Genomic DNA, 25,053 nt, shown 5'->3' on the forward strand with positions numbered 1-25,053 from the left:
GGCATGGACTGGTGCCATTACCGCTTCCGCAGCCGATGGGACCTCGACGCTCCGCCCGCCGCCGTCTTCGCGGTACTGGCGAACGGCGACGACTATCCGCGGTGGTGGCCCCAGGTCCGTGAGGTCCGGCGGATCGACGAGCGCAGCGGCGCCGCCCGCTTCCGCTCCCTCGTCCCGTACGACCTCCGGCTGATCGTCAGCGAGGCGCGGCAGGACCCGGCGGACGGCGTGCTGGAGATCGGCTTCGCGGGCGATCTGGAGGGGTGGGCGCGGTGGACGGTGCTGCCCCAGGGGACCGGCACCCGCGCCCTCTTCGAACAGGAGGTGGTGGCCCGCAAGCCGCTGCTGCGCCGTCTCGCGCTCCCGGGCCGTCCCGTCTTCCGGGCCAACCACGCCCTGATGATGCGCTCCGGGCTGCGGGGGCTGCGGGCGTACCTCGCCGCGCGGCCCGCCGGACCGGCCGGGGCGCCGCCCGGCCCGGCCTCCGGGCCCTCCGGCGGAAACACGGTTTGAACCAAACCCGCCGCGACCTGTATTGTTCAGGTCGTTCCGCCGGGGAGACCCCGAAGAGAACAACCCGGGCGATTAGCTCAGTGGGAGAGCGCTTCGTTCACACCGAAGAGGTCACTGGTTCGAACCCAGTATCGCCCACCACCCCATGAGGCCGGGCCGCCAGCAGGCGGCCCGGCCTCATTTCGTGCTTGTACGGCCAGGAGCGGGGTAACCGGATAGAACTTCCGTGGGTGACGATGTGGAGGGGAACTCATGGCCGTCGCGACCGCAGCCGTCCTGACCCTGGACTGTGCCGAACCCGAAGAGCTCGCCGAGTTCTACGCCCGGGTGCTCGGCGCGGAGCTCCAGCCGCTGACCACCCCCGACCGGGTCGAGATCGTCGCACCCGGCGGATCGCGGATGGCCTTCCTGCGGGACCACGGCTTCGCCCCGCCGAGCTGGCCACGGCCCGACGACTCCCAGCAGGCGCATCTGGACCTGCTGGTGGAGGACATCGACGCCGCGGAACGCCAGGTCGTCGACCTGGGCGCGCGGCCGTTGGACACCAAGAACAACGGTGGCCCGCGCGACGTACGGATCTACTCCGACCCGGCCGGCCACCCCTTCTCGCTCCGCCGGGCCTGAGCGCCAGGCGCGCCGCGCCGGACCTGACCGTCAGTCCGCCGAGCCTGAGCGGTCAGGCAGGCGCCGAGCCTGAGCGGTCAAGCGCGCCGCGCCTGAGTCGTCAAGCGCGCGCCGCGCCTGAGCGGTCAAGCGCGCGCCGGCCCTGAGTCGTCAAGCGCGCGCCGCGTCCGAACGTCAGGCCGCGGCCGGAAGGTCCGGACGCAGCGGCCAGGCCGGATCGCAGACCTCGTCCGAGCCGTTGAGCGCGAACCACGCCTGCAGCCCCCGCGCCTGCGCCGCATACCAGACCGTCTGGCGGGCGTGCAGCTCGGTGGGCGTCAGCGGCTCCAGACGGGAGGCGAACCGGCGGCCCACCGCCCGCACCACATGCAGTGCGGCCGCCGCGTCCGCCGCCGCGTCATGCGCGCCGGTCAGCTCCACGCCGTAGTGCCCGCACAGATCGATCAGGGTGCGGCGGCCCTTGCGATAGCGGTCCAGATGCTTGTCCAGCACCCGCGGATCCAGAACGGTCATCGAGCGCAACGAAAGGTAGCCCGCCAGGCTGGAGTTGCGATGCCGCTTCAACTCCCGGTCCAGCAGGGTCAGATCGAACGGCGCGTTCATGACCACCAGCGGGGTGCCCCGCGTGACCTGCTCCGCTATCGCCCGTGCCACCTCGTCCACCACCGGCGCCGGCCATCTGCCGTGCCGCTGGAGATGGGCGTCGGTCAGACCGTGTATCTCGGTGGCGGCCGGCGGCACCGGCACGCCCGGACTCACCAGCCAGCGCCGGATCTCCGGCAGACTTCCGGTCCCGCGCTGCACCACCAGGGCCGCCGATACGATCCGGTCATGCTCGACATCGACACCCGTGGTCTCCGTGTCAAAGGCGGCGAGCGGTCCCTCGAACCAGGACGGCATGGCCTCAACTCCTCGTGCATTTCCCCTCGATGACATCTGATCCCGCCCCGACCAGGTGATACCCGGAGGGAGGACCGCGAACCGCCGCTGTTTGCCGAGGTCCTGACGCGGAGACAACACAGGTGTACGAAGCCGGCGACGACCGGAAGGCGTCACGGACATGACGCTCGCAGCACCCGACCCGGCCCCGACGGCGAGCGGCCTTGCCCTGAGCGGATCACCTCCCGTGCGTGGCCAAATCGCCACCACCGCCTGTATGGAGACCCTTCAGGTGGGCTATCTGCACGCGGTGGCCGCCGCCGCGGGCTGCTCACTGGCCCAGCCCTTCCCCGACCACGGCATCGACTGGCACGTCAGCCACAGCGCCCGCGGCCACGCCGTGGACGACGAGGTCACCATCAAGGTGCAGCTCAAGGCCACGTACCAGATCGCGCCGGACCCTCCGGGGCCGACCTTCGCCTTCACGCTCGACAACGACCACCTGGTCAAGCTGGCCCGCAGCCCGGTCTCCGTGCACAAGATCCTCGTGGTGATGATCGTGCCGCGCGGCCGGGAGGACTGGCTGCGTGCCGGGCATGACCGGCTGTCCCTGCGCCACTGCTGCTACTGGATCAATCTGGCCGGCCACCCGGTCACGGGCCGCCGCCGGACCACCGTGCGGATCCCGACCTCGCGGATCTTCGACGACCGCGCGCTCTGCGAGATCATGACCCGGGTCGGGGCGGGAGGGAGACCGTGATGGACCGACCATGGCCCCAGGACGCCCCGGCACCCCTGCCGGTCCCGCGCCCCGACGAGGTGGATCCGGCCGTCCTCGGCGCCCTGCTCGCCCGGCACGGCTGGCGCCGCCGCGGCGGCGCCCCGGGGGCTTACGCCCGCTGGACCCCGCCGGGCCGGCTCGCGGGCGGCACCAGCCTGCTGGTGCCCGAGAGCCGGGACTTCCCCGACAGCGGCGATCTGCTCGGCGAGGCGCTGGTGGCGCTCAGCCGCAGCGCCGCGCCCTCCGCCCGCGAGGTGCTCACCGGCCTCGCCGTGCCCAGCGACGAGATCCGCTGGCGGCGCGAGGTGCCCGAATCCCCCGGTGGCACCTCCGCCTGGACCGCGCAGGAGCGGCTGCGCGCCGCCGCCCGCGACACCCTGCTGGCCGGAGCGCTCGCCGCCCGCGGCCGCGCGGGCTATTACGGCGCCCGGCACCGCCGCGCCGCCGAGGCGTCCCTGGAGCGGGTGCTGACCGGGCCCCCGGGCGCCGAGTCCGGCGGCCGTGAGCTGACCGTCTTCGTGCCCGTCGAGGACGACGGCCGCGCCACCGCCGTCACGCTGCTGCGCGCGCTGTACGCCCTCCGGGACGCCGCCGACTACCACCGGACGACCGGAGGCATGGAGGCGTATGACGCGGCGGTCGCGGCGGGGGCCAGCCGGGAGCTGACCGAGGCGGTGATCGCGCTGGTCCAGGGCACGGAGGGGGCGCGGGTGGCGCTGGAGTGGTCGCCGGCCGCCGGTCCGCCGCCGGGGTTCGCCGCCCGGCCCGATCCGGTGGAGTTCTCGCCCGGCGACCTCCCGGGGCTGAGGGAGGCAGGCGCCCGCTATGTCCGGGATGAGCCGTCCGTGCCGGTGTGCCTCACCGGTGCGGTGGTCCGGCTGCGCCGTACCGGCCCCGGCGGTCCCGGGACGGTGCGGCTGCGGGTGCTCTCCGGGGCGGAGGTCGCGCAGGTGCGGATCACCCTGGACGAGGAGGACTACCGCATCGCCGGCCATGCCCATCTGGTGGGGCTGCCGATCCGGGTGCGGGGGCGGCTGGAGAGCCGCGGCGGCTTCCGGCGGCTCAGCGGAGCCGGCGGCGTCACCCCGGTCCAGGTGGACGAGGCGGAGCGGGACCGGCTGGTCAAGTCGCTCCAGGAGAACCTGGACTTCTTCGAGGAGGCGTGCGGCGGCGGTCCCTGACCGCCGCCGGGGCCCGTGATGGCGTCGGGCGCGCGCCGCCCCGAGTGTCGCCCCGGGCAGTGACGGCGTCCGTCCGGCGGTCCCGCGCGGGGTGACGGCGTCCCTCCGACGGCCCGCGCGGGCGGTGGCGGTGTGCGGCGAGGGTCACCCCGCGCGGTGCCCGCGCGGTGACGGGGTCCACAACCGTTTCGCGGTCCCGCCCGTCGGCTCGGTACGATTCACGCTGCGCGGCATTCGCCGCGCGGAGCCATCCATCAGTCAGGAGAGACCGGTGTCAGACGTCCGTGTGATCATCCAACGCGATTCCGAGCGGGAAGAACGCGTGGTGGCCACGGGCACTACGACGGCGGACCTCTTCGCCGGTGACCGCTCGATCGTCGCCGCGCGCGTGGGCGGGCAGCTCAAGGACCTGGCGTACCAGCCGGCCGAGGGCGACGAGATCGAGCCGGTGGAGATCACCAGCCAGGACGGTCTGGACATCCTGCGCCACTCCACCGCGCATGTCATGGCCCAGGCGGTGCAGGAGCTGTTCCCGGAGGCGAAGCTCGGCATCGGCCCGCCGATCAAGGACGGCTTCTACTACGACTTCGACGTCGAGACCCCGTTCCACCCGGACGACCTCAAGCGCATCGAGAAGAAGATGCAGGAGATCCAGAAGCGGGGGCAGCGGTTCTCGCGCCGCGCGGTCACCGACGAGGAGGCGCGCGAGGAGCTGTCCGCCGAGCCGTACAAGCTGGAGCTGATCGGGCTCAAGGGGTCGGCCGCGGACGCCGCCGAGGGCGCGTCCGCCGAGGTCGGCGCGGGCGAGCTGACCATCTACGACAACCTCGACGCCAAGACCGGCGAGCTGTGCTGGAAGGACCTGTGCCGCGGTCCGCACCTGCCGACCACACGCAACATCCCGGCCTTCAAGCTGATGCGCAGCGCCGCCGCGTACTGGCGGGGCAGCGAGAAGAACCCCCAGCTCCAGCGGATCTACGGCACCGCCTGGCCGACCAAGGACGAGCTGAAGGCGTACCTGGACTTCCTCGCCGAGGCCGAGAAGCGCGACCACCGCAAGCTGGGCGCGGAGCTGGACCTGTTCTCCTTCCCCGACGAGCTGGGCTCGGGCCTCGCGGTCTTCCACCCCAAGGGCGGCGTGATCCGCAAGGAGATGGAGCAGTACTCGCGGAAGCGGCACGAGGAGGCGGGGTACGAGTTCGTCAACACCCCGCACATCACCAAGGCGCGCCTCTTCGAGACCTCCGGCCATCTGCCGCACTACATGGACAGCATGTTCCCGCCCATGGAGTTCGAGGGCCAGGACTACTACCTCAAGTCCATGAACTGCCCGATGCACAACCTGGTCTTCCGGGCGCGCGGGCGGTCCTACCGCGAGCTGCCGCTGCGGCTGTTCGAGTTCGGCACGGTCTACCGGTACGAGAAGTCCGGCGTCGTCCACGGCCTGACCCGGGCCCGGGGCTTCACCCAGGACGACTCGCACATCTACTGCACCAAGGAGCAGATGGCCGATGAGCTGGATAACCTGCTCACCTTCGTGCTGGACCTGCTCCGCGACTACGGCCTGAGCGACTTCTACCTGGAGCTGTCCACCCGGGACGACTCCGACAAGTTCATGGGCAGCGACGAGCAGTGGGAAGAGGCCACCGACGAGCTGCGCAAGGCCGCCGAGAAGCAGGGTCTGGAGCTGGTCATGGACCCGGGCGGCGCGGCCTTCTACGGTCCCAAGATCTCGGTCCAGGCCCGGGATGCGATCGGCCGTACCTGGCAGATGTCGACCATCCAGGTCGACTTCAACCAGCCGGCCCGGTTCGAGCTGGAGTACACCGCGGCGGACGGCTCCCGCCAGCAGCCCGTCATGATCCACCGGGCGCTCTTCGGCTCGATCGAGCGCTTCTTCGCGGTGCTGCTGGAGCACTACGCGGGCGCCTTCCCGGTGTGGCTCGCCCCGGTCCAGGCGGTCGGCATCCCGATCGGCGACACCCATGTGCCGTACCTGGAGGAGTTCGCCGCGCAGGCCAAGGCGAAGGGCCTGCGGATGGAGGTGGACTCGTCCTCGGACCGGATGCAGAAGAAGATCAGGAACGCGCAGAAGTCCAAGATCCCGTTCATGGTCATCGCCGGTGACGAGGACGTCGCGAACGGCGCGGTGAGCTTCCGCTACCGCGACGGCTCGCAGAAGAACGGCATCCCGATCGACCAGGCGCTGGCCGAGATCGCCGACGCCGTGGAGCGCCGGATCCAGGTCTGATTCCTCAGCGGTCTCCACGGAGGCCAGGATTCCGAGGGGCGGCCCTGACCAGGGCCGCCCCTCGGCTCTTCCTCACCCCTGCGGGGCGAATATGCTGGCCCGCATGACGAGTGAGCCGGAACAGCAGATCGGAGTGGGGACGCCTGACGCGTTCCAGCGCCTGTGGACGCCCCATCGGATGGCCTACATCCAGGGGGAGAACAAGCCGACCGGCCCGGGTGCGGGCGATGGCTGTCCGTTTTGCTCCATTCCGGAGAAGTCCGACGAGGACGGCTTGATCATCGCTCGTGGCGAGTCCGTGTACGCCGTGCTCAATCTGTATCCGTACACCGGCGGCCATCTCATGGTCGTCCCGTTCCGGCACATCGCCGACTACACGGAGCTCACCGCCGAGGAGACGGTGGAGCTCGCGGAATACACCAAGGCCGCGATGACCGCGCTGCGTACCGCCTCGGGTGCGCACGGTTTCAACATCGGCATGAACCAAGGGACCGTGGCCGGTGCCGGGATCGCGGCGCATCTGCATCAGCATGTGGTGCCGCGCTGGGGCGGGGACACCAACTTCATGCCCGTGATCGGCAGGACCAAGGTACTGCCGCAACTCCTCGCCGACACCCGCCGGTTGCTCGCCGACGCCTGGCCCCAGCCGGGGGCCTGACGGCTCATGGGCCGGGCCCGGCCGCACGGCCAGGGCCCGGCCCATGAGCGTCTGCCATGCGCGTCGTGCCCTTACGCGTCGTACAGATCGGCCTTCTTCGGGGCCGCGTCCTGGACCTGGCCGCTGAGGGTCAGCGAGCGGTTGCCGAAGCGCTCGGTGTCCACGCCGTGGTGCTTGAGCACCCCGATGGCCGCCTCATGGACCACCCGCAGCACCGGGGTCGCGGCGCGCAGCGCGTCGTCCGCCATGAAGCGGTGGCGCCAGGGCTTGTCCGCCCAGGCGTGCCGCAGACCGAACGGCTCGGGCAGCACCAGCTTGCCCCCGAGGTGGTCCAGTATCGGCGGGTACCAGGTGAAGGGGGCGCGCGCGGCCAGCCGCACGACCTCCTTCGCGTTCACCAGCGGCAGCGGTATGGACTTGGTCTCCCAGAACCGGAAGGTCTTGGCGACCGTCTTGGAGGGCGCCGAGGGCTTGCTGGTGAACAGCGGGTGCACCGGCCCCAGCGCATGCCCGGTGACCTCGATCCGCAGCGTCTTGTGCAGCAGGGTCACCGTGATCATCAAGGTGATCACCAACTGGCCGTCCCAGAGCACGAACTGCACACCCAGGTAGTGCCGGTCACCCGCGCCGAACTGCTGCGTGTCGCAGATCCGCTGGAGATCGACGCCCTTTATCTGGAAGCCCTCCTCCTCGGAGGTGCCGCCGCGCTCGACCGCCTTGGCCCCCTCGCCGATCGGCGAGACCACCCAGTGGCGCACGGAGGGGGTGGGGAAGCCGCCGGTGTGCAGCGGGGTGCGCTCCAGCATGCGCAGCTGGTCGTGGATCGCCCGTATGACGTCCCAGCTGCGGAAGGGGTCGATCTCCTTGTCGGGATCGGCCGAGACCAGGTCCTCGGCCAGCTGCCAGCTGCCCCAGCGGGTGCCCATGCCCAATATGCCCTTGGGGCCGGCGTAGAAGACCACATTGCTGTACTGCTCGGCGGTGAGCTTGTGGAGTGCCTTGCGCAGCTCCTCGGCGGCGGTCTGGCCCGGGTGGTTGGGCACCGTCTCGGGCACCTTGGCGCCGACGCCGCCGCCGGAGAGCAGCCCGTCCCAGGAGTCCCTGAGGTCCTTGGCGGTGCGCTCGCAGATCTGCTTGGCGATGTACCAGCCGATGACCGGGGCGACCACGACGCCCCGGAGATAGATCCCCCAGAAGCCGCCGAAGGGCAGCTTGATCAGGAAGATGACGACCATCACGCCGAGCGCCACCAGCAGGGCCGTGCCGAGCGCGCCCATCCGCTTGTCCTGGGCCCCGGCGACCGAGCGGCGCAGCTGGAAGGCGCCGAGCCACAGCAGCGTCCCGGGCAGGAACAGCAGTCCGAAGACCACCATGACGGCGGTGAGCCGGGCGTCCCGGGTCTTGCGGATGCGGTTGGCGGCCAGACAGTGCTCGACGACCGTCTGCGGCTCTATGCCGAAGGACTGAATGACCTGTTTCCGGCCGCCGCCGAGCATTCTCAGCTGGACGGCGCGCGCGAACGCCTCGCCCAGGTTCGGCTCGAAGAGCGAGATCTTCGGCTTCTTGACCTCCGAGACCGTCCACTCCGAATTGGCGTCGAGCAACTTTGCCACGGGGTCGTCGCGGTAGGCGGCCGAGGCGAGTGCCTGCGTCGCCGCCGTCTGTCCCGCCGCTCCCGACAGGGGAACCTGCGCCCCGGGACTGAAGTCGAATCCGTCCGTCACCAACGCCCCCAATACGGCACGCTCTTGCGCTGCGACCTCAGCGTATCCGGGGTGTGCACCGCCTGTCGCCAGGGCGTGTGCGGCCTGTGGAAAACCCTCGTGGAGAAGACCGCGCAAGGAACCGCTGAGGAACCGCCGAGGAACGGTGCGAGGAACCGCGCGAGGAACCGCCGGTGGACGGCCGACGGCGAAGGCCCGCCCGCCCCGGCGCGGTTGGGGCGGGCGGGCCGTGACCTACGCCACGGACGGGCCGTGACACGGCCGTGCGCTACGCCACGGACGGGCAGTGAACTACGCTCCGGCGGTCACTTGTTCGCGCATCCGCTCGGCCAGCTGGTGGGGCATCGGCTCATGCCGGGCGTAGGAGCGGCTGAACCGTCCCGTGCCATGCGAAAGCGATCGCAGATCGACCGCGTACCGACCGATCTCGATCTCCGGCACATCCGCCTTGATCAAGGTCTGTCCACCGCCGGACTGTTCGGTGCCGACGACCCGGCCGCGCCGGCCGGACAGATCGCTCATCACGGCCCCGACATAGTCGTCCGAGACCAGCACGCCCAGCTCCACCACCGGTTCCAGCAGGTCGATCCGGGCGTCGGCGGCCGCCTCGCGCAGCGCGAGCGCGCCCGCCGTCTGGAAGGCGGCGTCGGAGGAGTCCACCGAGTGCGCCTTGCCGTCCAGCAGCGTGACCCGCACATCGACCAGGGGGTACCCGGCGGCGACGCCGCGCGCGGCCTGGCCGCGCACCCCCTTCTCGACGGACGGGATGAACTGCCGGGGCACCGCGCCGCCCACGACCTTGTCCACGAACTCGATGCCCGAGCCCTCCGGCAGCGGCTCCACCTCGATCTCGCAGATCGCGTACTGGCCGTGCCCTCCGGACTGCTTGACGTGGCGACCGCGCCCGGCGGACTTGCCCGCGAAGGTCTCGCGCAGCGAGACCCGGTACGGCACCGCGTCCACCTGGACGCCGTACCGGCTGCGCAGCCGCTCCAGCGCGACGTCCATATGCGCCTCGCCCAGGCACCACAGCACCACCTGATGGGTGTCCGGGTTCTGCTCCAGGCGCATCGTCGGGTCCTCGGCGACCAGCCGGGACAGGCCCAGCGACAGCTTGTCCTCGTCCGGTTTGCTGTGCGCCTGGATGGCCACCGGCAGCAGCGGATCGGGCATCTGCCAGGGCTCCATCAGGAGCGGCTGGTCCTTGGACGACAGCGTGTCCCCGGTCTCGGCGCGGGTCAGCTTGGCCACGCACGCCAGATCGCCCGCGATGGCCTGGGGGAGGGTGCGCTGCTGTTTGCCGAAGGGCGCGGACAGGGCGCCGACCCGCTCGTCCACGTCGTGGTCCTCATGGCCGCGGTCCTCCAGACCGTGTCCGGACACATGGACGGTCTCGTCGGGGCGGAGGGTGCCGGAGAAGACCCGCACCAGGGAGATCCGGCCGACATACGGATCGGAGGAGGTCTTGACCACCTCGGCGGCCAGCGGACCGTCCGGATCGCAGCTCAGCGGCGGGCGCGTGGCGCCCTGCGGGGTGGTGACGGTGGGCGTCTCGCGCTCCAGCGGGGACGGGAAGCCGCCGGTCACCAGGTCCAGCAGTTCGATGGTGCCCAGGCCCTGCTTGGACCCCGCCGCGGCGGGCGCCGCCGCCAGGACGGGATGGAAGCTGCCGCGTGCGACGGCCTTCTCCAGGTCCTCGATCAGCGTCTTGACGTTGATCTCCTCACCGCCGAGATAGCGGTCCATGAGGGTCTCGTCCTCGCTCTCGGCGATGATCCCCTCGATGAGCCGGCCGCGGGCCTCCTCGACCAGCGGCAGCTGGTCCTCCCGGGGCGGCGATTCGGTGCGCACCCCCGAGGAGTAGTCGAAGACCCGCTGGGTGAGCAGCCCGATGAGCCCGGTCACGGGGGCGTGCCCGTCCGGCCCCGGCTCGCCGCGCAGCGGCAGGTACAGCGGCAGTACGGCGTCGGGGTCGTCGCCGCCGAAGCTGTCCCGGCACAACTCGGTCATCTCCTCGAAGCTGGCGCGGGCCGCTTCGAGGTGGGTGATCACGATGGCGCGCGGCATCCCGACCGCGGCGCACTCGTCCCAGATCATGCGGGTGGCCCCGGTGATGCCCAGGGCGTCCTGGGCGGCCGAGACAACGAAAAGGGCCGCGTCCGCCGCTCGCAGACCGGCCCTGAGTTCCCCGACGAAATCGGCGTATCCCGGGGTGTCCAGGAGATTGATCTTCATCCCGCCCCATTCGACGGGGACCAGCGACAGCTGGATCGAACGCTGCTGCCGGTGCTCGATGTTGTCGTAGTCCGAGAGACAGCCGCCGTCCTCGACCCTGCCCGCTCGGTTGACCGCGCCCGTCGCCAGTGCGAGGGCCTCCACCAGCGTCGTCTTCCCGGTCCCACTGTGGCCGACCAGAACCACATTCCGCAGGGAGCTGGGCCGGTCGGCCGCCACTGCCCTTCCGGCGGCCCCTGGGTGCGTACTCGTCTTGTCGCCCATGTGTCTCGCCTCCCGGTCGACACCTTGCGATACTTCGAGCTTTCCACCCCTGTAACGGTGCGTCCATACGTCACACATGCGGCCGTACCGCGCGCGGGGTCGCGGAGCTGTCCGACAGGTGCACGGCGCCCCTCCGGGGCGTGGCTACGATGGGCGCGCCGGTGGCCTCTTGACCACCCGGCCCGTTTCGACCCCCCGGGAAGGCCATGCTGAACAAGTACGCGCGTGCATTCTTCACGCGTGTTCTCACACCGTTCGCCGCCCTGCTGATCCGTCTCGGGGTCAGCCCCGACGCGGTGACCCTCACCGGCACGGCCGGCGTGTGCGCGGGCGCACTGGTCTTCTATCCCCGGGGGGAGTTCTTCTGGGGCACCGTCGTCATCACGCTGTTCGTCTTCTCCGACCTGGTCGACGGCAATATGGCGCGGCAGCTGGGGCGCTCCAGCCGGTGGGGCGCGTTCCTCGACTCCACGCTGGACCGGGTGGCCGACGGCGCGATCTTCGGCGGTCTGACGTTGTGGTACGCGGGCCGCGGGGACGACAATGTGCTGTGTGCGGTGACGATCTTCTGCCTCGCCAGCGGCCAGGTGGTCTCGTACACCAAGGCGCGCGGCGAGAGCATCGGCCTGCCGGTGAACGTCAACGGGCTGGTGGAGCGTGCCGAGCGGCTGGTGATCTCGCTGGTGGCGTGCGGCTTCTCGGGGCTGCACACGTTCGGCGTGCCGCATATCGAGATCCTGCTCCCGATCGCGCTGTGGATCGTGGCCGTCGGCAGCGCGGTGACCCTCGTCCAGCGGGTGGTGACGGTGCGCCGGGAGGCCGCCGAGGCGGACGCGGGGGAGCGGGCGGTGCCCCAGGGGGGCGAGGCGCGGTGAAGGAGAGGCTGACCGACGCGCTGTACGGACTCGGCTGGAGCACGGTCAAGAAGCTCCCGGAGCCGGTCGCCGTGGCGCTCGGCCAGCGCATCGCCGACCAGACGTGGAAGCGGCGCGGCAAGGGCGTGCTGCGCCTGGAGGCCAATCTGGCACGCGTGGTGCCGGACGCCTCGCCCCGGCGGCTGGCCGAGCTGTCGCGGGCGGGCATGCGCTCGTACCTGCGCTACTGGATGGAGTCCTTCCGGCTTCCGGCGTGGAGCCCGGAGCGGATACGGGGCGGCTTCGACGTCAAGGACGTGCACTATCTGGTGGACGGTCTCGCCGAGGGCCGGGGCGTGATCCTGGCGCTGCCCCACATGGGCAACTACGACCTCGCCGGGGCCTGGGTGACCACCCACCTGGGGGTGCCCTTCACCACGGTCGCGGAGCGGCTGAAGCCGGAGTCGCTGTACGACCGGTTCGTGGCCTACCGCGAGGGGCTGGGCATGGAGGTGCTGCCGCACCAGGGCGGGAGCGCCTTCGGGACGCTGGCGCGGCGGCTGCGCGCGGGCGGTCTGGTGTGCCTGGTGGCCGACCGCGATCTGTCGGCCTCGGGCGTGGAGGTGTCGTTCTTCGGCGAGCGGGCGAAGATGCCGGCCGGGCCCGCCGCGCTCGCCCTCCAGACCGGCGCCCTGCTGCTGCCGGTGACCCTCTGGTACGACGAGTCGCCGGTGATGCGGGGGCGGGTGCATCCGCCGGTCGAGGTGCCGGGGGACGGGAACCGCGCGGAGCGGATCACCGTCATGACCCAGGAGATGGCCGACGCCTTCGCCTCGGGGATCTCCGAGCACCCGGAGGACTGGCACATGCTGCAGCGGCTGTGGCTCGCGGATCTGGACCGCGGCCCGGAAGGTCCCGGCACTCCCGGGGGGCCCGGAAATCCTCGCGGCCCCGGACGCCCTGAAATGGAGAAGCCTTGAGGATCGGGATCGTCTGCCCGTACTCCTGGGATGTCCCAGGCGGCGTCCAGTTCCATATCCGCGATCTGGCCGACCATCTGATCCGGCGCGGCCACCAGGTCTCCGTGCTGGCCCCGGCGGACGACGAGACGCCGCTGCCGCCGTACGTGGTCTCCGCCGGGCGCGCGGTGCCGGTGCCGTACAACGGCTCGGTGGCCCGGCTGAACTTCGGCTTCCTGTCGGCCGCGCGGGTGCGCCGCTGGCTGCACGACGGCGCCTTCGACGTCATCCACATCCACGAGCCCACCTCGCCCTCGCTGGGGCTGCTGGCCTGCTGGGCGGCCCAGGGGCCGATCGTCGCCACGTTCCACACCTCCAATCCGCGCTCCAGGGCCATGATCGCCGCGTATCCGATCCTCCAGCCCGCGCTGGAGAAGATCAGCGCGCGGATCGCGGTGAGCGAGTACGCGCGCCGGACGCTGGTGGAGCACCTGGGCGGGGACGCGGTGGTCATCCCCAACGGCGTCGATGTGGGTTTCTTCGCCGACGCCGAGCCGAAGGAGGAGTGGCAGGGGGAGACGATCGGCTTCATCGGCCGGATCGATGAGCCCCGTAAGGGGCTGCCGGTGCTGATGCGCGCCCTGCCGAAGATCTTCGAGGCCCGGCCGGGGGCGCGGCTGCTGATCGCCGGGCGCGGCGACGAGAAGGAGGCCGTGGCCGACCTGCCCGCGCCGCTGCGGGAGCGCGTGGAGTTCCTGGGGATGGTCAGCGACGAGGACAAGGCGCGGCTGCTGCGCAGCGTCGATGTCTACATCGCGCCCAATACGGGCGGTGAGAGCTTCGGCATCATCCTCGTCGAGGCCATGTCGGCGGGGGCCGCGGTCCTCGCCAGCGATCTGGACGCGTTCGCCCAGGTGCTGGACGGAGGGGCGGCGGGCGAGCTGTTCGCCAACGAGGACGCGGACGCCCTGGCGGCCGCCGCGGTGCGGCTGCTGGGGAACGAGCGGCGGCTGGCCGAGCTGCGGGAGCGGGGCAGCCGGCACGTACGGCGCTTCGACTGGTCGACGGTGGGGGCGGACATCCTCGCGGTCTACGAGACGGTGACGGACGGGGCGGCGTCCGTGGCCGCCGACGACCGCACGCGGCTGTGGACGCGGCTGGGGCTCGCGCGGGACTAGGACGGACCTGCCCTGAGGCGCCGCGTACCGCCGTGCGCGGCGGTGCGCGGCTGAGCTCCACCCCGGACGTCGGGGGCGGCAGGGGGTAGCGTGGCGGGCCGTGAGCACCTTGATCTGGATCGCGGTCGCACTGGTCGTCATCGCCGTCTACCTGAGCTGGACCGCGGGACGCCTCGACCGGCTGCACAGCCGTCTGGACGCGGCGCGGGCCGCACTGGACGCGCAGCTGCTGAGGCGTGCCTCCGTCGCCCAGGAGCTGGCCACCGCCGGAGTGCTCGATCCCGCCGCCTCGATCGTGCTGTACCAGGCCGCGCACGCCGCCCGGCAGTCCGAGGAGGAGCACCGCGAGGTCGCCGAGAGCGAGCTGAGCCAGGCGCTGCGGGCCGTCTTCGAGGACAGCGCCCAGGCCGAGGCGGTACGGGAGGCGCCGGGCGGCGAGGAGGCGCTGGGGGAGCTCACGGAGGCGGTGAGGCGGGTGCCGATGGCCCGGCGGTTCCACAACGACGCGGTGCGCGCGGCGCGGGCGCTGCGCCGCCATCGGACGGTGCGCTGGTTCCGGCTGGCGGGCCACGCCCCGTTCCCGCTCGCCTTCGAGATGGACGACGAGCCCCCGGCGGCGCTCGGGCGGGTGCCGGGCACCGAGGAAGCCGATCGCTGAGGGGCCCGTGTCGAGGGGGCCCCGCGCCGAGGGGGTCCTGCGCCGAGGGGGTCCTGCGCCGAGGGCGCTGTGCCGAGGGGGTGACCGCCCTTCGCGTACCGAGGATTCACCGGTCGCTTCGAGCCACCGGCCTTCGATTGGCCCTTGCCGATCCCCGCACCCACGCGGTTTTGTCATTCGTGTAGCACGCACGCTCGTGACCTGGACCAGATGGCCGGGTCATGTACCGGTATCGAACGGCCCTACGATGGGCTCATCGCACTTTTCATTATCGAGTGAGGTCAAACCGTGTCCATCACGCCCGCCAGCACGTCCAATTCCGACGCCCCCGCGACCGGCACCGCCCGCGTCAAGCGCGGTATGGCCGAGCAGCTCAAGGGTGGCGTGATCATGGACGTCGTCACCCCCGAGCAGGCCAAGGTCGCCGAGGACGCCGGTGCCGTCGCGGTCATGGCCCTCGAGCGGGTGCCGGCCGACATCCGTAAGGACGGCGGCGTGGCCCGGATGTCCGACCCGGACATGATCGAGGGCATCATCAACGCCGTCTCCATCCCGGTGATGGCCAAGTCGCGGATCGGCCACTTCGTCGAGGCGCAGGTGCTGCAGTCGCTCGGCGTCGACTACATCGACGAGTCCGAGGTGCTCACCCCCGCCGACGAGGTCAACCACAGCGACAAGTGGTCCTTCACCACCCCGTTCGTCTGCGGAGCCACCAATCTGGGCGAGGCGCTGCGCCGGATCGCCGAGGGTGCGGCCATGATCCGTTCCAAGGGCGAGGCCGGTACCGGCAACGTCGTCGAGGCCGTGCGCCACCTGCGTCAGATCAAGGGCGAGATCGCCCGGCTGCGCGGCCTGGACAACCACGAGCTCTACGCGGCCGCCAAGGAGATCCGCGCCCCCTACGAGCTGGTCGCCGAGATCGCGCAGACCGGCAAGCTGCCGGTCGTGCTGTTCTCCGCCGGTGGCGTCGCCACCCCGGCCGACGCCGCGCTGATGCGCCAGCTCGGCGCCGAGGGCGTGTTCGTGGGCTCCGGCATCTTCAAGTCGGGCGACCCGGCCAAGCGCGCCGCCGCGATCGTGAAGGCCACCACCTTCTACGACGACCCCAAGGTCATCGCGGACGCGTCCCGGAACCTCGGCGAGGCCATGGTCGGCATCAACTGCGACACCCTCCCCGAGTCCGAGCGCTACGCCAGCCGCGGCTGGTAACCGGCGCCCGTACGGCACCACATGGCACCACGCGCCCCGGCCCACCGGTCCGGCGCGTGGTGCCCCTGACGTTCGAGAGGTCTTCGCTTCCGTGACTACGTCGTCCATACCGGCTACGTCCACCCCCGACGCCCCCGTGATCGGTGTGCTCGCCCTCCAGGGCGATGTCCGCGAGCATCTCGCCGCGCTCACCGCGGCCGGGGCCACGCCCCGGCAGGTCCGCAGGCCCGAGGAGCTCGCCGAGGTCGAGGCCCTGGTGATCCCCGGGGGCGAGTCGACCACCATGTCCAAGCTGGCGATCATCTTCGGGCTGCTGGAACCGCTGCGCGAGCGGGTCCGGGCCGGGATGCCGGTGTACGGTACGTGCGCGGGCATGATCATGCTCGCGGACAAGATCCTCGACGGCCGGGACGACCAGGAGACCATCGGCGGCATCGACATGATCGTGCGCCGTAACGCCTTCGGCCGCCAGAACGAGTCCTTCGAGGCCGAGATCGACATCCAGGGCATCGAGGACGGCCCGGTCGAGGGGGTCTTCATCCGCGCGCCGTGGGTCGAGTCCGTGGGCGGCGGTGCCGAGGTGCTCGCGACGTTCGACGGGCACACCGTCGCCGTCCGGCAGGGCAATGTCCTGGCGACCTCGTTCCACCCCGAGCTGACCGGCGACCACCGGGTGCACCGGCTCTTCGTAGATATGGTGCGGCGCGCGTAGCGCTCCGTTGAGGGCGGTGGCGGGAGACGGGAGGGCATGGTGCGGCGCGCGTAGCGCTCCGTTGAGGGCGGTGGCGGGAGACGGGAGGGCATGGTGCGGCGCGCGTAGCGCTCCGTTGAGGGCGGTGGCGGGAGACGGGAGGGCATGGTGCGGCGCGCGTAGCGCCCCGTTGAGGGCGGTGGTGGGAGACGGGAGGGCATGGTGCGGGGCGCATAGCGCTCGGCCGGGAGGGCGGTCCGCGCCGCGGGCTGGGCCGGTCCCGGTAGGATCTCAGGCGTTCGTACAGCAATGGGTTACGCGAAGGAGACAGGCGGATGTCCGGCCACTCTAAATGGGCTACGACGAAGCACAAGAAGGCCGTGATCGATGCCAAGCGCGGCAAGCTCTTCGCGAAGCTGATCAAGAACATCGAGGTCGCGGCCCGGATGGGCGGTGCCGACCCGGAGGGCAACCCGACGCTCTTCGACGCCATCCAGAAGGCGAAGAAGCAGTCGGTCCCGAACAAGAACATCGACAGCGCGGTCAAGCGTGGTGCCGGTCTGGAGGCCGGTGGCGCCGAGTACGAGACGATCATGTACGAGGGCTACGGCCCCAACGGCGTGGCCGTGCTCATCGAGTGTCTGACCGACAACCGCAACCGCGCGGCCTCCGACGTCCGCGTCGCCATGACGCGCAACGGCGGCTCGATGGCCGACCCGGGCTCCGTGTCGTACCTGTTCAACCGCAAGGGCGTCGTCATCGTCCCCAAGGGCGAGCTCTCCGAGGACGACGTGCTGGGCGCGGTCCTGGACGCGGGCGCCGAGGAGGTCAACGACCTCGGTGAGTCCTTCGAGGTCATCAGCGAGGCCACCGACCTGGTCGCGGTCCGCACCGCCCTCCAGGAGGCGGGCATCGACTACGACTCGGCCGATGCCAACTTCGTGCCCACGATGCAGGTCCAGCTCGAGGAAGACGCCGCGCGCAAGATCTTCAAGCTGATCGACGCCCTCGAGGACAGCGACGACGTGCAGAACGTCTTCGCCAACTTCGACGTCTCCGACGAGGTCATGGCCAAGGTGGACGCCTGACGGCGGATCGGCACGGCGGTCGACGACAGGGACGGGCCGGCGGGGCAGCACCCCACCGGCCCGTCGGCGTTGTCCGCGGGTGTTGTCGGCGGCAGCCGCTAGCCTGCAAGAACAGGTGACCGAAGCGCGGTGAGGGGAGGGGCGCGGTGCGTGTGCTGGGCGTGGACCCGGGGCTGACCCGGTGCGGCGTCGGCGTGGTCGAGGGGGTCGCGGGCCGCCCGCTGCGGATGCTCGGCGTCGGCGTCGTACGGACCGGGGCGGAGACCGCGACCGCCGACCGGCTCGTCCTCATCGAGCGCGGCATCGAGGAGTGGCTGGACGCCCACCGGCCCGAATTCGTCGCCGTGGAGCGGGTGTTCAGCCAGCACAACGTCCGCACCGTCATGGGCACCGCCCAGGCCAGCGCCGTCGCCATGCTGTGCGCGGCCCGCCGCGGGCTGCCGGTCGCGCTGCACACCCCCAGCGAGGTCAAGGCGGCCGTCACCGGATCCGGGCGCGCCGACAAGGCGCAGGTCGGCTCGATGGTCACCCGGCTGCTGCGGCTGGACGCACCGCCCAAACCGGCCGACGCCGCCGACGCGCTGGCGCTCGCCATCTGCCACATCTGGCGGGCCCCCGCGACCAACCGGCTCCAGCAGGCCGTCGCCGCCCACCGCACGACAAGCCCCACACGCACGACAAGCCCCACACGCACCACAAGCCCCACAGGCACCACAAGCCCCACGAGCACCACCAGGCCCGCCGGCACCCCCGGCACCGCTGGCACCCCGAGCACCGCCCACCCGACGAGCCCCGCCCGCACCCCGAGCAGCGCGCGCACCACGAAAGGCCGTACCTCATGATCGCGTTCGTCTCCGGTCCGGTGGCGGCCGTCGCCCCGGACACCGCCGTGATCGAGGTCGGCGGGGTCGGGATGGCGGTCCAGTGCACCCCGGCCGCCCTGGCCGGGCTGCGCGTCGGCCAGCAGGCCCGGCTGGCCACCTCCCTCGTCGTCCGTGAGGACTCGCTGACCCTCTACGGCTTCGCCGACGACGACGAGCGCCAGGTCTTCGAACTGCTCCAGACCGCCAGCGGGGTCGGCCCCCGGCTGGCCCAGGCCATGCTGGCCGTGCACTCCCCGGACGCGCTGCGGCTCGCGGTGTCCACCGGGGACGAGAAGGCGCTCACCGCCGTCCCCGGCATCGGCAAGAAGGGGGCGCAGCGGCTGCTGCTGGAGCTCAAGGACCGGCTCGGCGAGCCGATCGGCTCGGCCGTGCCCGGCGCCCGCTCGGCGGCCGCGCCCGGCTGGAGCGACCAGCTGCACACCGCGCTGGTGGGCCTCGGCTACGCCACCCGGGAGGCCGACGAGGCGGTGGCCGCCGTCACCCCGCAGGCCGAGGAGACGGTGGCCGCGGGCGGCACACCCCAGGTGGCCCAGCTGCTGCGGGCCGCCCTGCAGACCCTGAACCGCACACGGTGATCCACCGCGGCCGCGGCAGGCCGCGACCGGCGGCACATCCGAAGACGACATCGCGAGGCGAAACGCAGTGAACTGGGACGAGACCCCACCGGCCACCGCCGACGACGCCCCGTCCGGCGCGGGCGGCAGGCTGGTGGGTGCCGACGCCGACGGCGACGACCAGGCGGTCGAGGCCGCGCTGCGCCCGAAGGACCTCGGCGAGTTCGTCGGGCAGGAGCGGGTCCGCGAGCAGCTGGACCTGGTGCTCAAGGCGGCCCGGCAGCGCGGCGGCACCGCCGACCACGTGCTGCTCTCCGGCGCGCCCGGACTGGGCAAGACCACCCTCTCCATGATCATCGCCGCCGAGATGGGCGCCCCGATCCGGATCACCTCCGGCCCCGCCATCCAGCACGCCGGCGATCTGGCCGCGATCCTCTCCTCCCTCACCGAGGGCGAGGTGCTCTTCCTCGACGAGATCCACCGGATGTCCCGGCCCGCCGAGGAGATGCTCTACATGGCGATGGAGGACTTCCGGGTCGACGTCATCGTCGGCAAGGGGCCCGGGGCCACCGCCATCCCGCTGGAGCTGCCGCCGTTCACGCTGGTCGGCGCCACCACCCGGGCCGGGTTGCTGCCGCCCCCGCTGCGCGACCGCTTCGGCTTCACCGGGCATATGGAGTTCTACGCGCCGGCCGAGCTGGAGCGGGTCGTCCACCGCTCCGCCGGGCTGCTCGACGTGACCATCGAGTCCGAGGGCGCGTCCGAGATCGCGGGCCGCTCCCGCGGCACCCCCCGGATCGCCAACCGTCTGCTGCGCCGGGTGCGCGACTACGCCCAGGTCAAGGCGGACGGCCTGATCACCCGCGAGATCGCCGCCAGCGCCCTGGCCGTCTACGACGTGGATGAGCGCGGCCTGGACCGGCTGGACCGGGCGGTGCTCAGCGCCCTGCTCAAGCTGTTCGGCGGCGGCCCGGTGGGTCTGTCGACCCTGGCGGTCGCGGTGGGGGAGGAGCGTGAGACGGTGGAGGAGGTCGCCGAGCCCTTCCTGGTCCGGGAGGGGCTGCTGGCCCGTACCCCCCGGGGGCGGATCGGCACCCCGGCGGCCTGGGCGCATATGGGGCTCACCCCACCGCCGCAGACCGCCGCCGGCGGTCAGGCGGGCCTCTTCGAGCCATGACGGCCGGGGACACGGCGTGACGGCGCATGACGTGCCATGACGGGCCGGACGGGCCGCGACAAGGCATAAGCGCTCGCTTACCCGGCATCATGGCGTAGAGGACCAATAATGGCGGGGTCAGGAACCCCGGTACCGCGCCGGGCGTTGTTCCATTGGCGTGGGCTCGCTTAGACTCCGCCGATGCCGTCCGTATGCCGTCCGCTCACTGTGCGGTATACCCACCCCCGTAGACCAGGCCGCTCCCCGCGGTCGTGTGAAGGAATTTCCGTCCCGTGAATATCGTGACTCTCCTGCCGTTCATCGTGCTTATCGGGGCCATGTTCCTGATGACGCGTTCGGCCAAGAACAAGCAGCGCCAGGCCCAGCAGATGCGCAATGACATGCAGCCGGGCTCCGGTGTACGGACCATCGGCGGCATGTACGCGACGGTCAAGGAGGTCCACGACGACACGGTCCTCCTCGAGGTGGCCCCCGGCGTGCACGCGATCTACGCGAAGAACGCGGTGGGAGCCGTCCTGCCGGACTCCGAGTACAACCGCATCGTGCACGGCATCGACCCCGACGAGGACGCCACCGACACCCCTGTCGTTCCCGACGACGCCTCCTCGCTGACCGAGGCCGCGGACGCCGACGCCGACTCGCCCGCCGACAAGGTCGAGCTCGAGAAGGCCGACGAGGCCGACGCGGCCGACGAGGCGGAGGACAAGGCCGGGAAGACGGACGTCAAGAAGATCGACCTCGGCAAGGACGACGCCGCCGCGGCGAGCACCTCCGAGGACGACAAGCGGGACGGCGGCACCGACGCGAAGTAAGTCCGTCATCCGGGAACCGCGGCGCGCCCTCGATCGGTGCGCCGCGGTTCCCTGGACGGTCTAGGCTCCGGCGGGGGCTCGTCCCCACAAGACTTCGTGCCGCCCCGCGCACACCCGATGCGGGGCGGTTGGACAGGGAGATACGAGAAGGTGGCAGCACCGAAGAAGGGCCGCAGGTCCTCCGGGTCACAGGGCAGGCCAGGGCGCCCCTTGGCCGTCATCCTGATCGCCATCGCGGCGCTGACCGGAGGCATGTTCGTCTCCGGGCACACCACGCCGCGACTGGGCATCGATCTCGCGGGCGGCACCAGCTTCACGCTGGAGGCCAAGAACCAACCGGGCAAGCCCAACGCGATCAACACGGACAACATGAACACCGCCGTGGGGATCATCGAGCGGCGGGTCAACGGTCTGGGTGTGTCCGAGGCCGAGGTCCAGACGCAGGGTGACAAGCACATCATCGTGAACATCCCCAAGGGGACGAACGCGAAGCAGGCCCGGCAGCAGGTCGGCACCACCGCCCAGCTCTACTTCCGGCCGGTGGTCACGACCACCAGCGGCCAGAAGACCCCCGAGAAGCCCAACTCCACCCCCAGCCCGTCGGCCAGCGCCGGCGGCAAGGGCCAGGACAAGGGCGATGACAAGGGCGGCAAGCCGTCCGGCACGCCGTCGGCCTCGTCATCGGCCTCCTCGTCCTCCTCCGCCAGCCCCAGCACCCAGGGGCGGGCCCTCTCCGAGGGCCTGAAGGCCGACGAGAAGCCCAGCGCAAGCCCCTCGCCGTCGAAGACCCCGAAGCCCGACCCGTCCAAGAGCCCGTCGGGCTCCGGCGACCAGGAAGAGCTGGCCAAGCAGTTCGCGAAGCTCGACTGCACCACCAAGGCCGGACGCGCCGCGGCGGCCGAGAAGGCGGCCAACGCCAAGCCGACCGACTCGGTGCTGGCCTGCGGCCAGAAGGGCGACGCCAAGTTCGTCCTCGGCCCCTCCGAGGTCGAGGGCACCGACGTGGACGACGCCTCGTCGGTCTTCGAGAGCCAGAACGGGGCGGGCTGGATCGTCCAGCTCGACTTCAACAGCAAGGGCTCCAAGAAGTTCGCCAAGACCACCGGTGAGCTGACCAAGCAGCAGTCCCCGCAGAACCGCTTCGCGATCGTCCTGGACGGCGAGGTCGTCTCCGACCCCGAGGTCACCCAGGGCGCCATCACCGGCGGCCGGGCCACCATCTCCGGCGGATTCACCCAGCAGAGCTCCGAGGACCTGGCCAACGTGCTGTCCTACGGCGCGCTCCCGCTGTCCTTCGACATCGCCGACGAGACCACCGTCTCCGCCGCGCTCGGCGGTGAGCAGCTGGACGCCGGTCTGATCGCCGGTGCCATCGGCCTCGCGCTCGTCGTGATCTACCTGGTCGTCTACTACCGCGGTCTCGCCCTCGTGGCCATGGCCAGCCTCGGCGTCTCCGCGATCCTGACGTACACGATCATGGTGCTGCTCGGCCCGGGCATCGGCTTCGCGCTGAACCTCCCGGCGGTCTGCGGCGCGATCGTGGCCATCGGTATCACCGCCGACTCGTTCATCGTCTACTTCGAACGGATCCGCGACGAGATCCGGGAGGGCCGCTCGCTGCGCCCCGCCGTCGAGCGCGGCTGGCCGCGGGCCCGGCGCACCATCCTGGTGTCCGACTTCGTGTCGTTCCTGGCCGCCGCGGTGCTCTACATCGTCACCGTCGGCAAGGTGCAGGGCTTCGCCTTCACCCTGGGCCTGACCACGCTGCTCGACATCGCCGTGGTGTTCCTCTTCACCAAGCCGCTGATGACGATCCTCGCCCGCCGTCCGTTCTTCGGGAACGGCCACTCGTGGTCCGGCCTTGACCCCAAGCGCCTCGGGGCCACACCGCCGCTGCGCCGTCGCCGTCCCGCCGCCCCCGGCCCCGCCGACACGAAGGAGGCGTGAGATGTCGCGACTCGGCACTCTCGGCGCCAGGCTCTACCGAGGCGAGGTCGGCTACGACTTCGTCGGCAAGCGGAAGCTCTGGTACGGCATCTCGATACTGATCACCATCACGGCCATCGTGGGCCTGGCGGTGCGCGGCCTGAACATGGGCATCGAGTTCTCCGGCGGCGCGGTCTTCACGACCCCCAACACCAAGGTCTCCAGCACCGAGGTGCGCCAGGCCGCCGAGGACGCCTCCGGTGGCCACACCGTCGTCGTCCAGGAGCTCGGCCGCGGCGGGATGCGGATCCAGATCAGCGAGCTGGGCACCAAGGAGGCGCTGCCGGTCCAGGAGGAGCTCGCCAAGGAGCTGGGCGTCAAGACCAGCAAGATCGACACCCAGCTGGTCGGCCCGAGCTGGGGCGAGCAGATCGCCAGCAAGGCCTGGCAGGGTCTGGCGATCTTCATGGTGCTGGTGGTGATCTATCTCGCCATCGCCTTCGAGTGGCGGATGGCGCTGGCCGCCCTGATCGCCCTGATCCACGACCTCACGATCACCGTCGGTGTCTACGCGCTGGTCGGCTTCGAGGTCACCCCGGGCACAGTGATCGGTCTGCTGACCATCCTCGGTTATTCGCTCTACGACACCGTCGTGGTCTTCGACGGTCTCAAGGAAGCGTCGAAGGACATCACCAAGCAGACCCGCTTCACCTACAGCGAGATCGCCAACCGCAGCCTCAACTCGACCCTGGTGCGGTCCATCAACACCACGGTCGTGGCGCTGCTGCCGGTCGGCGCGCTGCTGTTCATCGGCGGCGGTCTGCTCGGCGCGGGCATGCTCAACGACATCTCCCTGGCACTCTTCGTCGGCCTCGCCGCCGGTGCGTACTCCTCGATCTTCATCGCGACCCCGCTGGTCGCCGATCTGAAGGAGCGCGACCCGAGGATGAAGTCCCTGGCCAAGCGGGTGAAGGCCAAGCGTGCCGCGGCCGCCAAGGCCGAGACGGCGGACTCGCCCGCCGAGGAGGACGACGCCCCGGCCCTGGAGGACGCCGCCGCGGCGCCCGCCGGAGTCGTCGGCCAGCGCCGCCAGCCCGCCTCCCGCAACCGCGGGCGCGGCCGGCCGTCGGGCAAGCGGCGATGAGCGGGGGAGCCCGAGAGATGACGGAGACGACGCAGACACCGGCGGGCAGCCCGGACGGATTCGGCGGAGCCTCCGCCGAGGAGCTGCGCACACTGCTGCTCGGCCGCATCCAGGACGTGCCGGACTACCCCAAGCCCGGCGTGATGTTCAAGGACATCACCCCGCTGCTCGCCGACGCCGCGGCCTTCGGCGCGCTCACCGAGGCGCTTGCCGAGCTCTGCGTCCGGCACCGTGCGGACAAGGTGGTGGGCCTGGAGGCGCGCGGCTTCATCCTCGCCGCCCCGGCCGCCGTCCGCGCCGGAATCGGCTTCGTACCGGTCCGCAAGGCCGGCAAGCTCCCCGGGGCGACGCTCGCCCAGCGCTACGAGCTGGAGTACGGCACGGCCGAGATCGAGATACACGCCGACGCGCTGGAGCCCGGCGACCGGGTACTGGTGATCGACGACGTGCTGGCCACCGGCGGCACCGCCGAGGCGTCCCTGCGGCTCATCCAGCGGGCCGGCGCCCAGGTCGCCGGGGTCGCCGTGCTGCTGGAGCTCGGCTTCCTCGAGGGCCGCGGCCGCCTGCTGGGCTCGCTCGACAGCGCCCCGCTGGAGGCTCTGATCACGGTCTGAGCCGGGCTTACGGCCCGCGTAGCCGGGCTTACGGACCGTAGCCGGGCTTTACGTTACGGCCGGTGGAACGGCCTGTTGAAACGGCCCGTACACCGGGCCGGGGCCCGTACACCGGGCCGGGAGGACCGCCGGAGGGCGGGGACGCGCAACGCCGGGTCCCCGCCCTCCGCCATGCCGCCCCATGCCCCCGTCATG

Annotated in this window: 23 protein-coding genes and 1 tRNA gene; 21 read left to right on the plus strand and 3 right to left on the minus strand. The window is 71.4% G+C overall.

Annotation, left to right across the window (positions count from 1 at the left end; all coding sequences use genetic code 11):
- Positions 1-3: 3 nt before the first annotated feature.
- The 3 genes from IEJ02_RS21160 to IEJ02_RS21170 all read left to right on the plus strand — a co-directional run bounded on the left by IEJ02_RS21160 (position 4) and on the right by IEJ02_RS21170 (position 1,137).
- Positions 4-513, plus strand: coding sequence for an SRPBCC family protein (locus IEJ02_RS21160; RefSeq protein ID WP_191066298.1), 510 nt, complete (start codon positions 4-6; stop codon positions 511-513).
- Between the two features lie 66 nt (positions 514-579).
- A tRNA-Val gene (locus IEJ02_RS21165) sits at positions 580-654 on the plus strand.
- Positions 655-765: 111 nt separating this feature from the next.
- Positions 766-1,137 carry a VOC family protein gene (locus IEJ02_RS21170; protein WP_191066299.1) on the plus strand — a complete coding sequence of 124 codons (372 nt, stop codon included), beginning with the start codon at positions 766-768 and terminating at the stop codon, positions 1,135-1,137.
- A 174-nt stretch (positions 1,138-1,311) separates the two neighbouring features.
- On the opposite strand, the gene IEJ02_RS21175 is transcribed toward IEJ02_RS21170, so the two are convergent.
- Positions 1,312-2,037: a 3'-5' exonuclease gene (locus IEJ02_RS21175; RefSeq protein WP_137980330.1), complete on the minus strand. Its 726-nt coding sequence runs from the start codon at positions 2,035-2,037 to the stop codon at positions 1,312-1,314.
- Positions 2,038-2,197: 160 nt separating this feature from the next.
- Here IEJ02_RS21175 and IEJ02_RS21180 point away from each other — a divergent pair, with 160 nt between their 5' ends.
- The 4 genes from IEJ02_RS21180 (at position 2,198) to IEJ02_RS21195 (ending at position 6,887) form a co-directional block, all read left to right on the plus strand.
- The gene (locus tag IEJ02_RS21180) at positions 2,198-2,776 is read left to right on the plus strand and encodes a DUF4365 domain-containing protein (RefSeq protein WP_370467095.1); all 579 of its coding nucleotides are present in this window, start codon (positions 2,198-2,200) and stop codon (positions 2,774-2,776) included.
- Positions 2,776-3,978: a hypothetical protein gene (locus IEJ02_RS21185; RefSeq protein ID WP_191066300.1), complete on the plus strand. Its 1,203-nt coding sequence runs from the start codon at positions 2,776-2,778 to the stop codon at positions 3,976-3,978. Before IEJ02_RS21180 ends, IEJ02_RS21185 begins: the two co-directional genes overlap by 1 nt.
- 271 nt (positions 3,979-4,249) lie before the next feature.
- The gene (thrS, locus tag IEJ02_RS21190; protein WP_191066301.1) at positions 4,250-6,229 is read left to right on the plus strand and encodes a threonine--tRNA ligase; all 1,980 of its coding nucleotides are present in this window, start codon (positions 4,250-4,252) and stop codon (positions 6,227-6,229) included.
- Between the two features lie 91 nt (positions 6,230-6,320).
- Positions 6,321-6,887, plus strand: a complete 567-nt coding sequence (locus IEJ02_RS21195; RefSeq protein ID WP_191066302.1) for an HIT family protein — start codon at positions 6,321-6,323, stop codon at positions 6,885-6,887.
- A gap of 71 nt (positions 6,888-6,958) precedes the next feature.
- Here the strand turns inward: IEJ02_RS21195 and IEJ02_RS21200 are convergent, their stop codons facing one another.
- Together IEJ02_RS21200 and IEJ02_RS21205 are read right to left on the minus strand one after the other, a co-directional pair.
- Positions 6,959-8,611 (minus strand): AbeC-like domain-containing protein, encoded by a 1,653-nt coding sequence (locus IEJ02_RS21200; protein ID WP_191066303.1) that lies wholly within the window; start codon positions 8,609-8,611, stop codon positions 6,959-6,961.
- Between the two features lie 291 nt (positions 8,612-8,902).
- Positions 8,903-11,110, minus strand: coding sequence for an elongation factor G-like protein EF-G2 (locus IEJ02_RS21205; RefSeq protein WP_191066304.1), 2,208 nt, complete (start codon positions 11,108-11,110; stop codon positions 8,903-8,905).
- Positions 11,111-11,316: 206 nt separating this feature from the next.
- On the opposite strand from IEJ02_RS21205, the gene pgsA reads away from it, so the two are divergent.
- From pgsA to IEJ02_RS21275, 14 genes are all read left to right on the plus strand, one after another.
- Complete coding sequence (gene pgsA, locus IEJ02_RS21210) at positions 11,317-11,985, plus strand: phosphatidylinositol phosphate synthase (RefSeq protein WP_191066305.1); 669 nt, start codon at positions 11,317-11,319, stop codon at positions 11,983-11,985.
- Positions 11,982-12,944, plus strand: a complete 963-nt coding sequence (locus tag IEJ02_RS21215) for a phosphatidylinositol mannoside acyltransferase (RefSeq protein ID WP_191066306.1) — start codon at positions 11,982-11,984, stop codon at positions 12,942-12,944. The genes pgsA and IEJ02_RS21215 overlap by 4 nt, the downstream gene beginning before the upstream one ends.
- Positions 12,941-14,101 carry a glycosyltransferase family 4 protein gene (locus IEJ02_RS21220; RefSeq protein WP_191066307.1) on the plus strand — a complete coding sequence of 387 codons (1,161 nt, stop codon included), beginning with the start codon at positions 12,941-12,943 and terminating at the stop codon, positions 14,099-14,101. The genes IEJ02_RS21215 and IEJ02_RS21220 overlap by 4 nt, the downstream gene beginning before the upstream one ends.
- A 100-nt stretch (positions 14,102-14,201) precedes the next feature.
- Entirely contained in the window at positions 14,202-14,759 is a 558-nt protein-coding gene (locus IEJ02_RS21225; protein ID WP_191066308.1) for a hypothetical protein, read from the plus strand.
- 288 nt (positions 14,760-15,047) lie between these two features.
- A complete protein-coding gene (pdxS, locus tag IEJ02_RS21230; protein ID WP_137980337.1) occupies positions 15,048-15,968 on the plus strand; it encodes a pyridoxal 5'-phosphate synthase lyase subunit PdxS in 921 nt (306 codons plus the stop codon).
- A gap of 91 nt (positions 15,969-16,059) precedes the next feature.
- Positions 16,060-16,680, plus strand: a complete 621-nt coding sequence (pdxT, locus tag IEJ02_RS21235) for a pyridoxal 5'-phosphate synthase glutaminase subunit PdxT (RefSeq protein WP_275559298.1) — start codon at positions 16,060-16,062, stop codon at positions 16,678-16,680.
- A gap of 314 nt (positions 16,681-16,994) precedes the next feature.
- Positions 16,995-17,747: a YebC/PmpR family DNA-binding transcriptional regulator gene (locus tag IEJ02_RS21240; RefSeq protein ID WP_137980338.1), complete on the plus strand. Its 753-nt coding sequence runs from the start codon at positions 16,995-16,997 to the stop codon at positions 17,745-17,747.
- Positions 17,748-17,893: 146 nt separating this feature from the next.
- Complete coding sequence (gene ruvC / locus IEJ02_RS21245; protein ID WP_317985861.1) at positions 17,894-18,589, plus strand: crossover junction endodeoxyribonuclease RuvC; 696 nt, start codon at positions 17,894-17,896, stop codon at positions 18,587-18,589.
- Positions 18,586-19,206: a Holliday junction branch migration protein RuvA gene (gene ruvA, locus IEJ02_RS21250; protein ID WP_191066309.1), complete on the plus strand. Its 621-nt coding sequence runs from the start codon at positions 18,586-18,588 to the stop codon at positions 19,204-19,206. The genes ruvC and ruvA overlap by 4 nt, the downstream gene beginning before the upstream one ends.
- A gap of 67 nt (positions 19,207-19,273) precedes the next feature.
- Positions 19,274-20,362: a Holliday junction branch migration DNA helicase RuvB gene (gene ruvB / locus IEJ02_RS21255; protein WP_191066310.1), complete on the plus strand. Its 1,089-nt coding sequence runs from the start codon at positions 19,274-19,276 to the stop codon at positions 20,360-20,362.
- A gap of 272 nt (positions 20,363-20,634) precedes the next feature.
- A complete protein-coding gene (gene yajC, locus IEJ02_RS21260) occupies positions 20,635-21,174 on the plus strand; it encodes a preprotein translocase subunit YajC (RefSeq protein ID WP_191066311.1) in 540 nt (179 codons plus the stop codon).
- A gap of 150 nt (positions 21,175-21,324) precedes the next feature.
- Positions 21,325-23,121, plus strand: coding sequence for a protein translocase subunit SecD (secD, locus tag IEJ02_RS21265; protein ID WP_191066312.1), 1,797 nt, complete (start codon positions 21,325-21,327; stop codon positions 23,119-23,121).
- 1 nt (position 23,122) lies between these two features.
- Positions 23,123-24,244, plus strand: coding sequence for a protein translocase subunit SecF (secF, locus tag IEJ02_RS21270; RefSeq protein WP_191066313.1), 1,122 nt, complete (start codon positions 23,123-23,125; stop codon positions 24,242-24,244).
- Between the two features lie 17 nt (positions 24,245-24,261).
- A complete protein-coding gene (locus IEJ02_RS21275; protein ID WP_191066314.1) occupies positions 24,262-24,858 on the plus strand; it encodes an adenine phosphoribosyltransferase in 597 nt (198 codons plus the stop codon).
- Positions 24,859-25,053 lie beyond the last annotated feature (195 nt).

The sequence above is a fragment of the Streptomyces sp. 5-10 genome (genome assembly GCF_014712245.1).
Lineage (GTDB): Bacteria > Actinomycetota > Actinomycetes > Streptomycetales > Streptomycetaceae > Streptomyces > Streptomyces violaceusniger.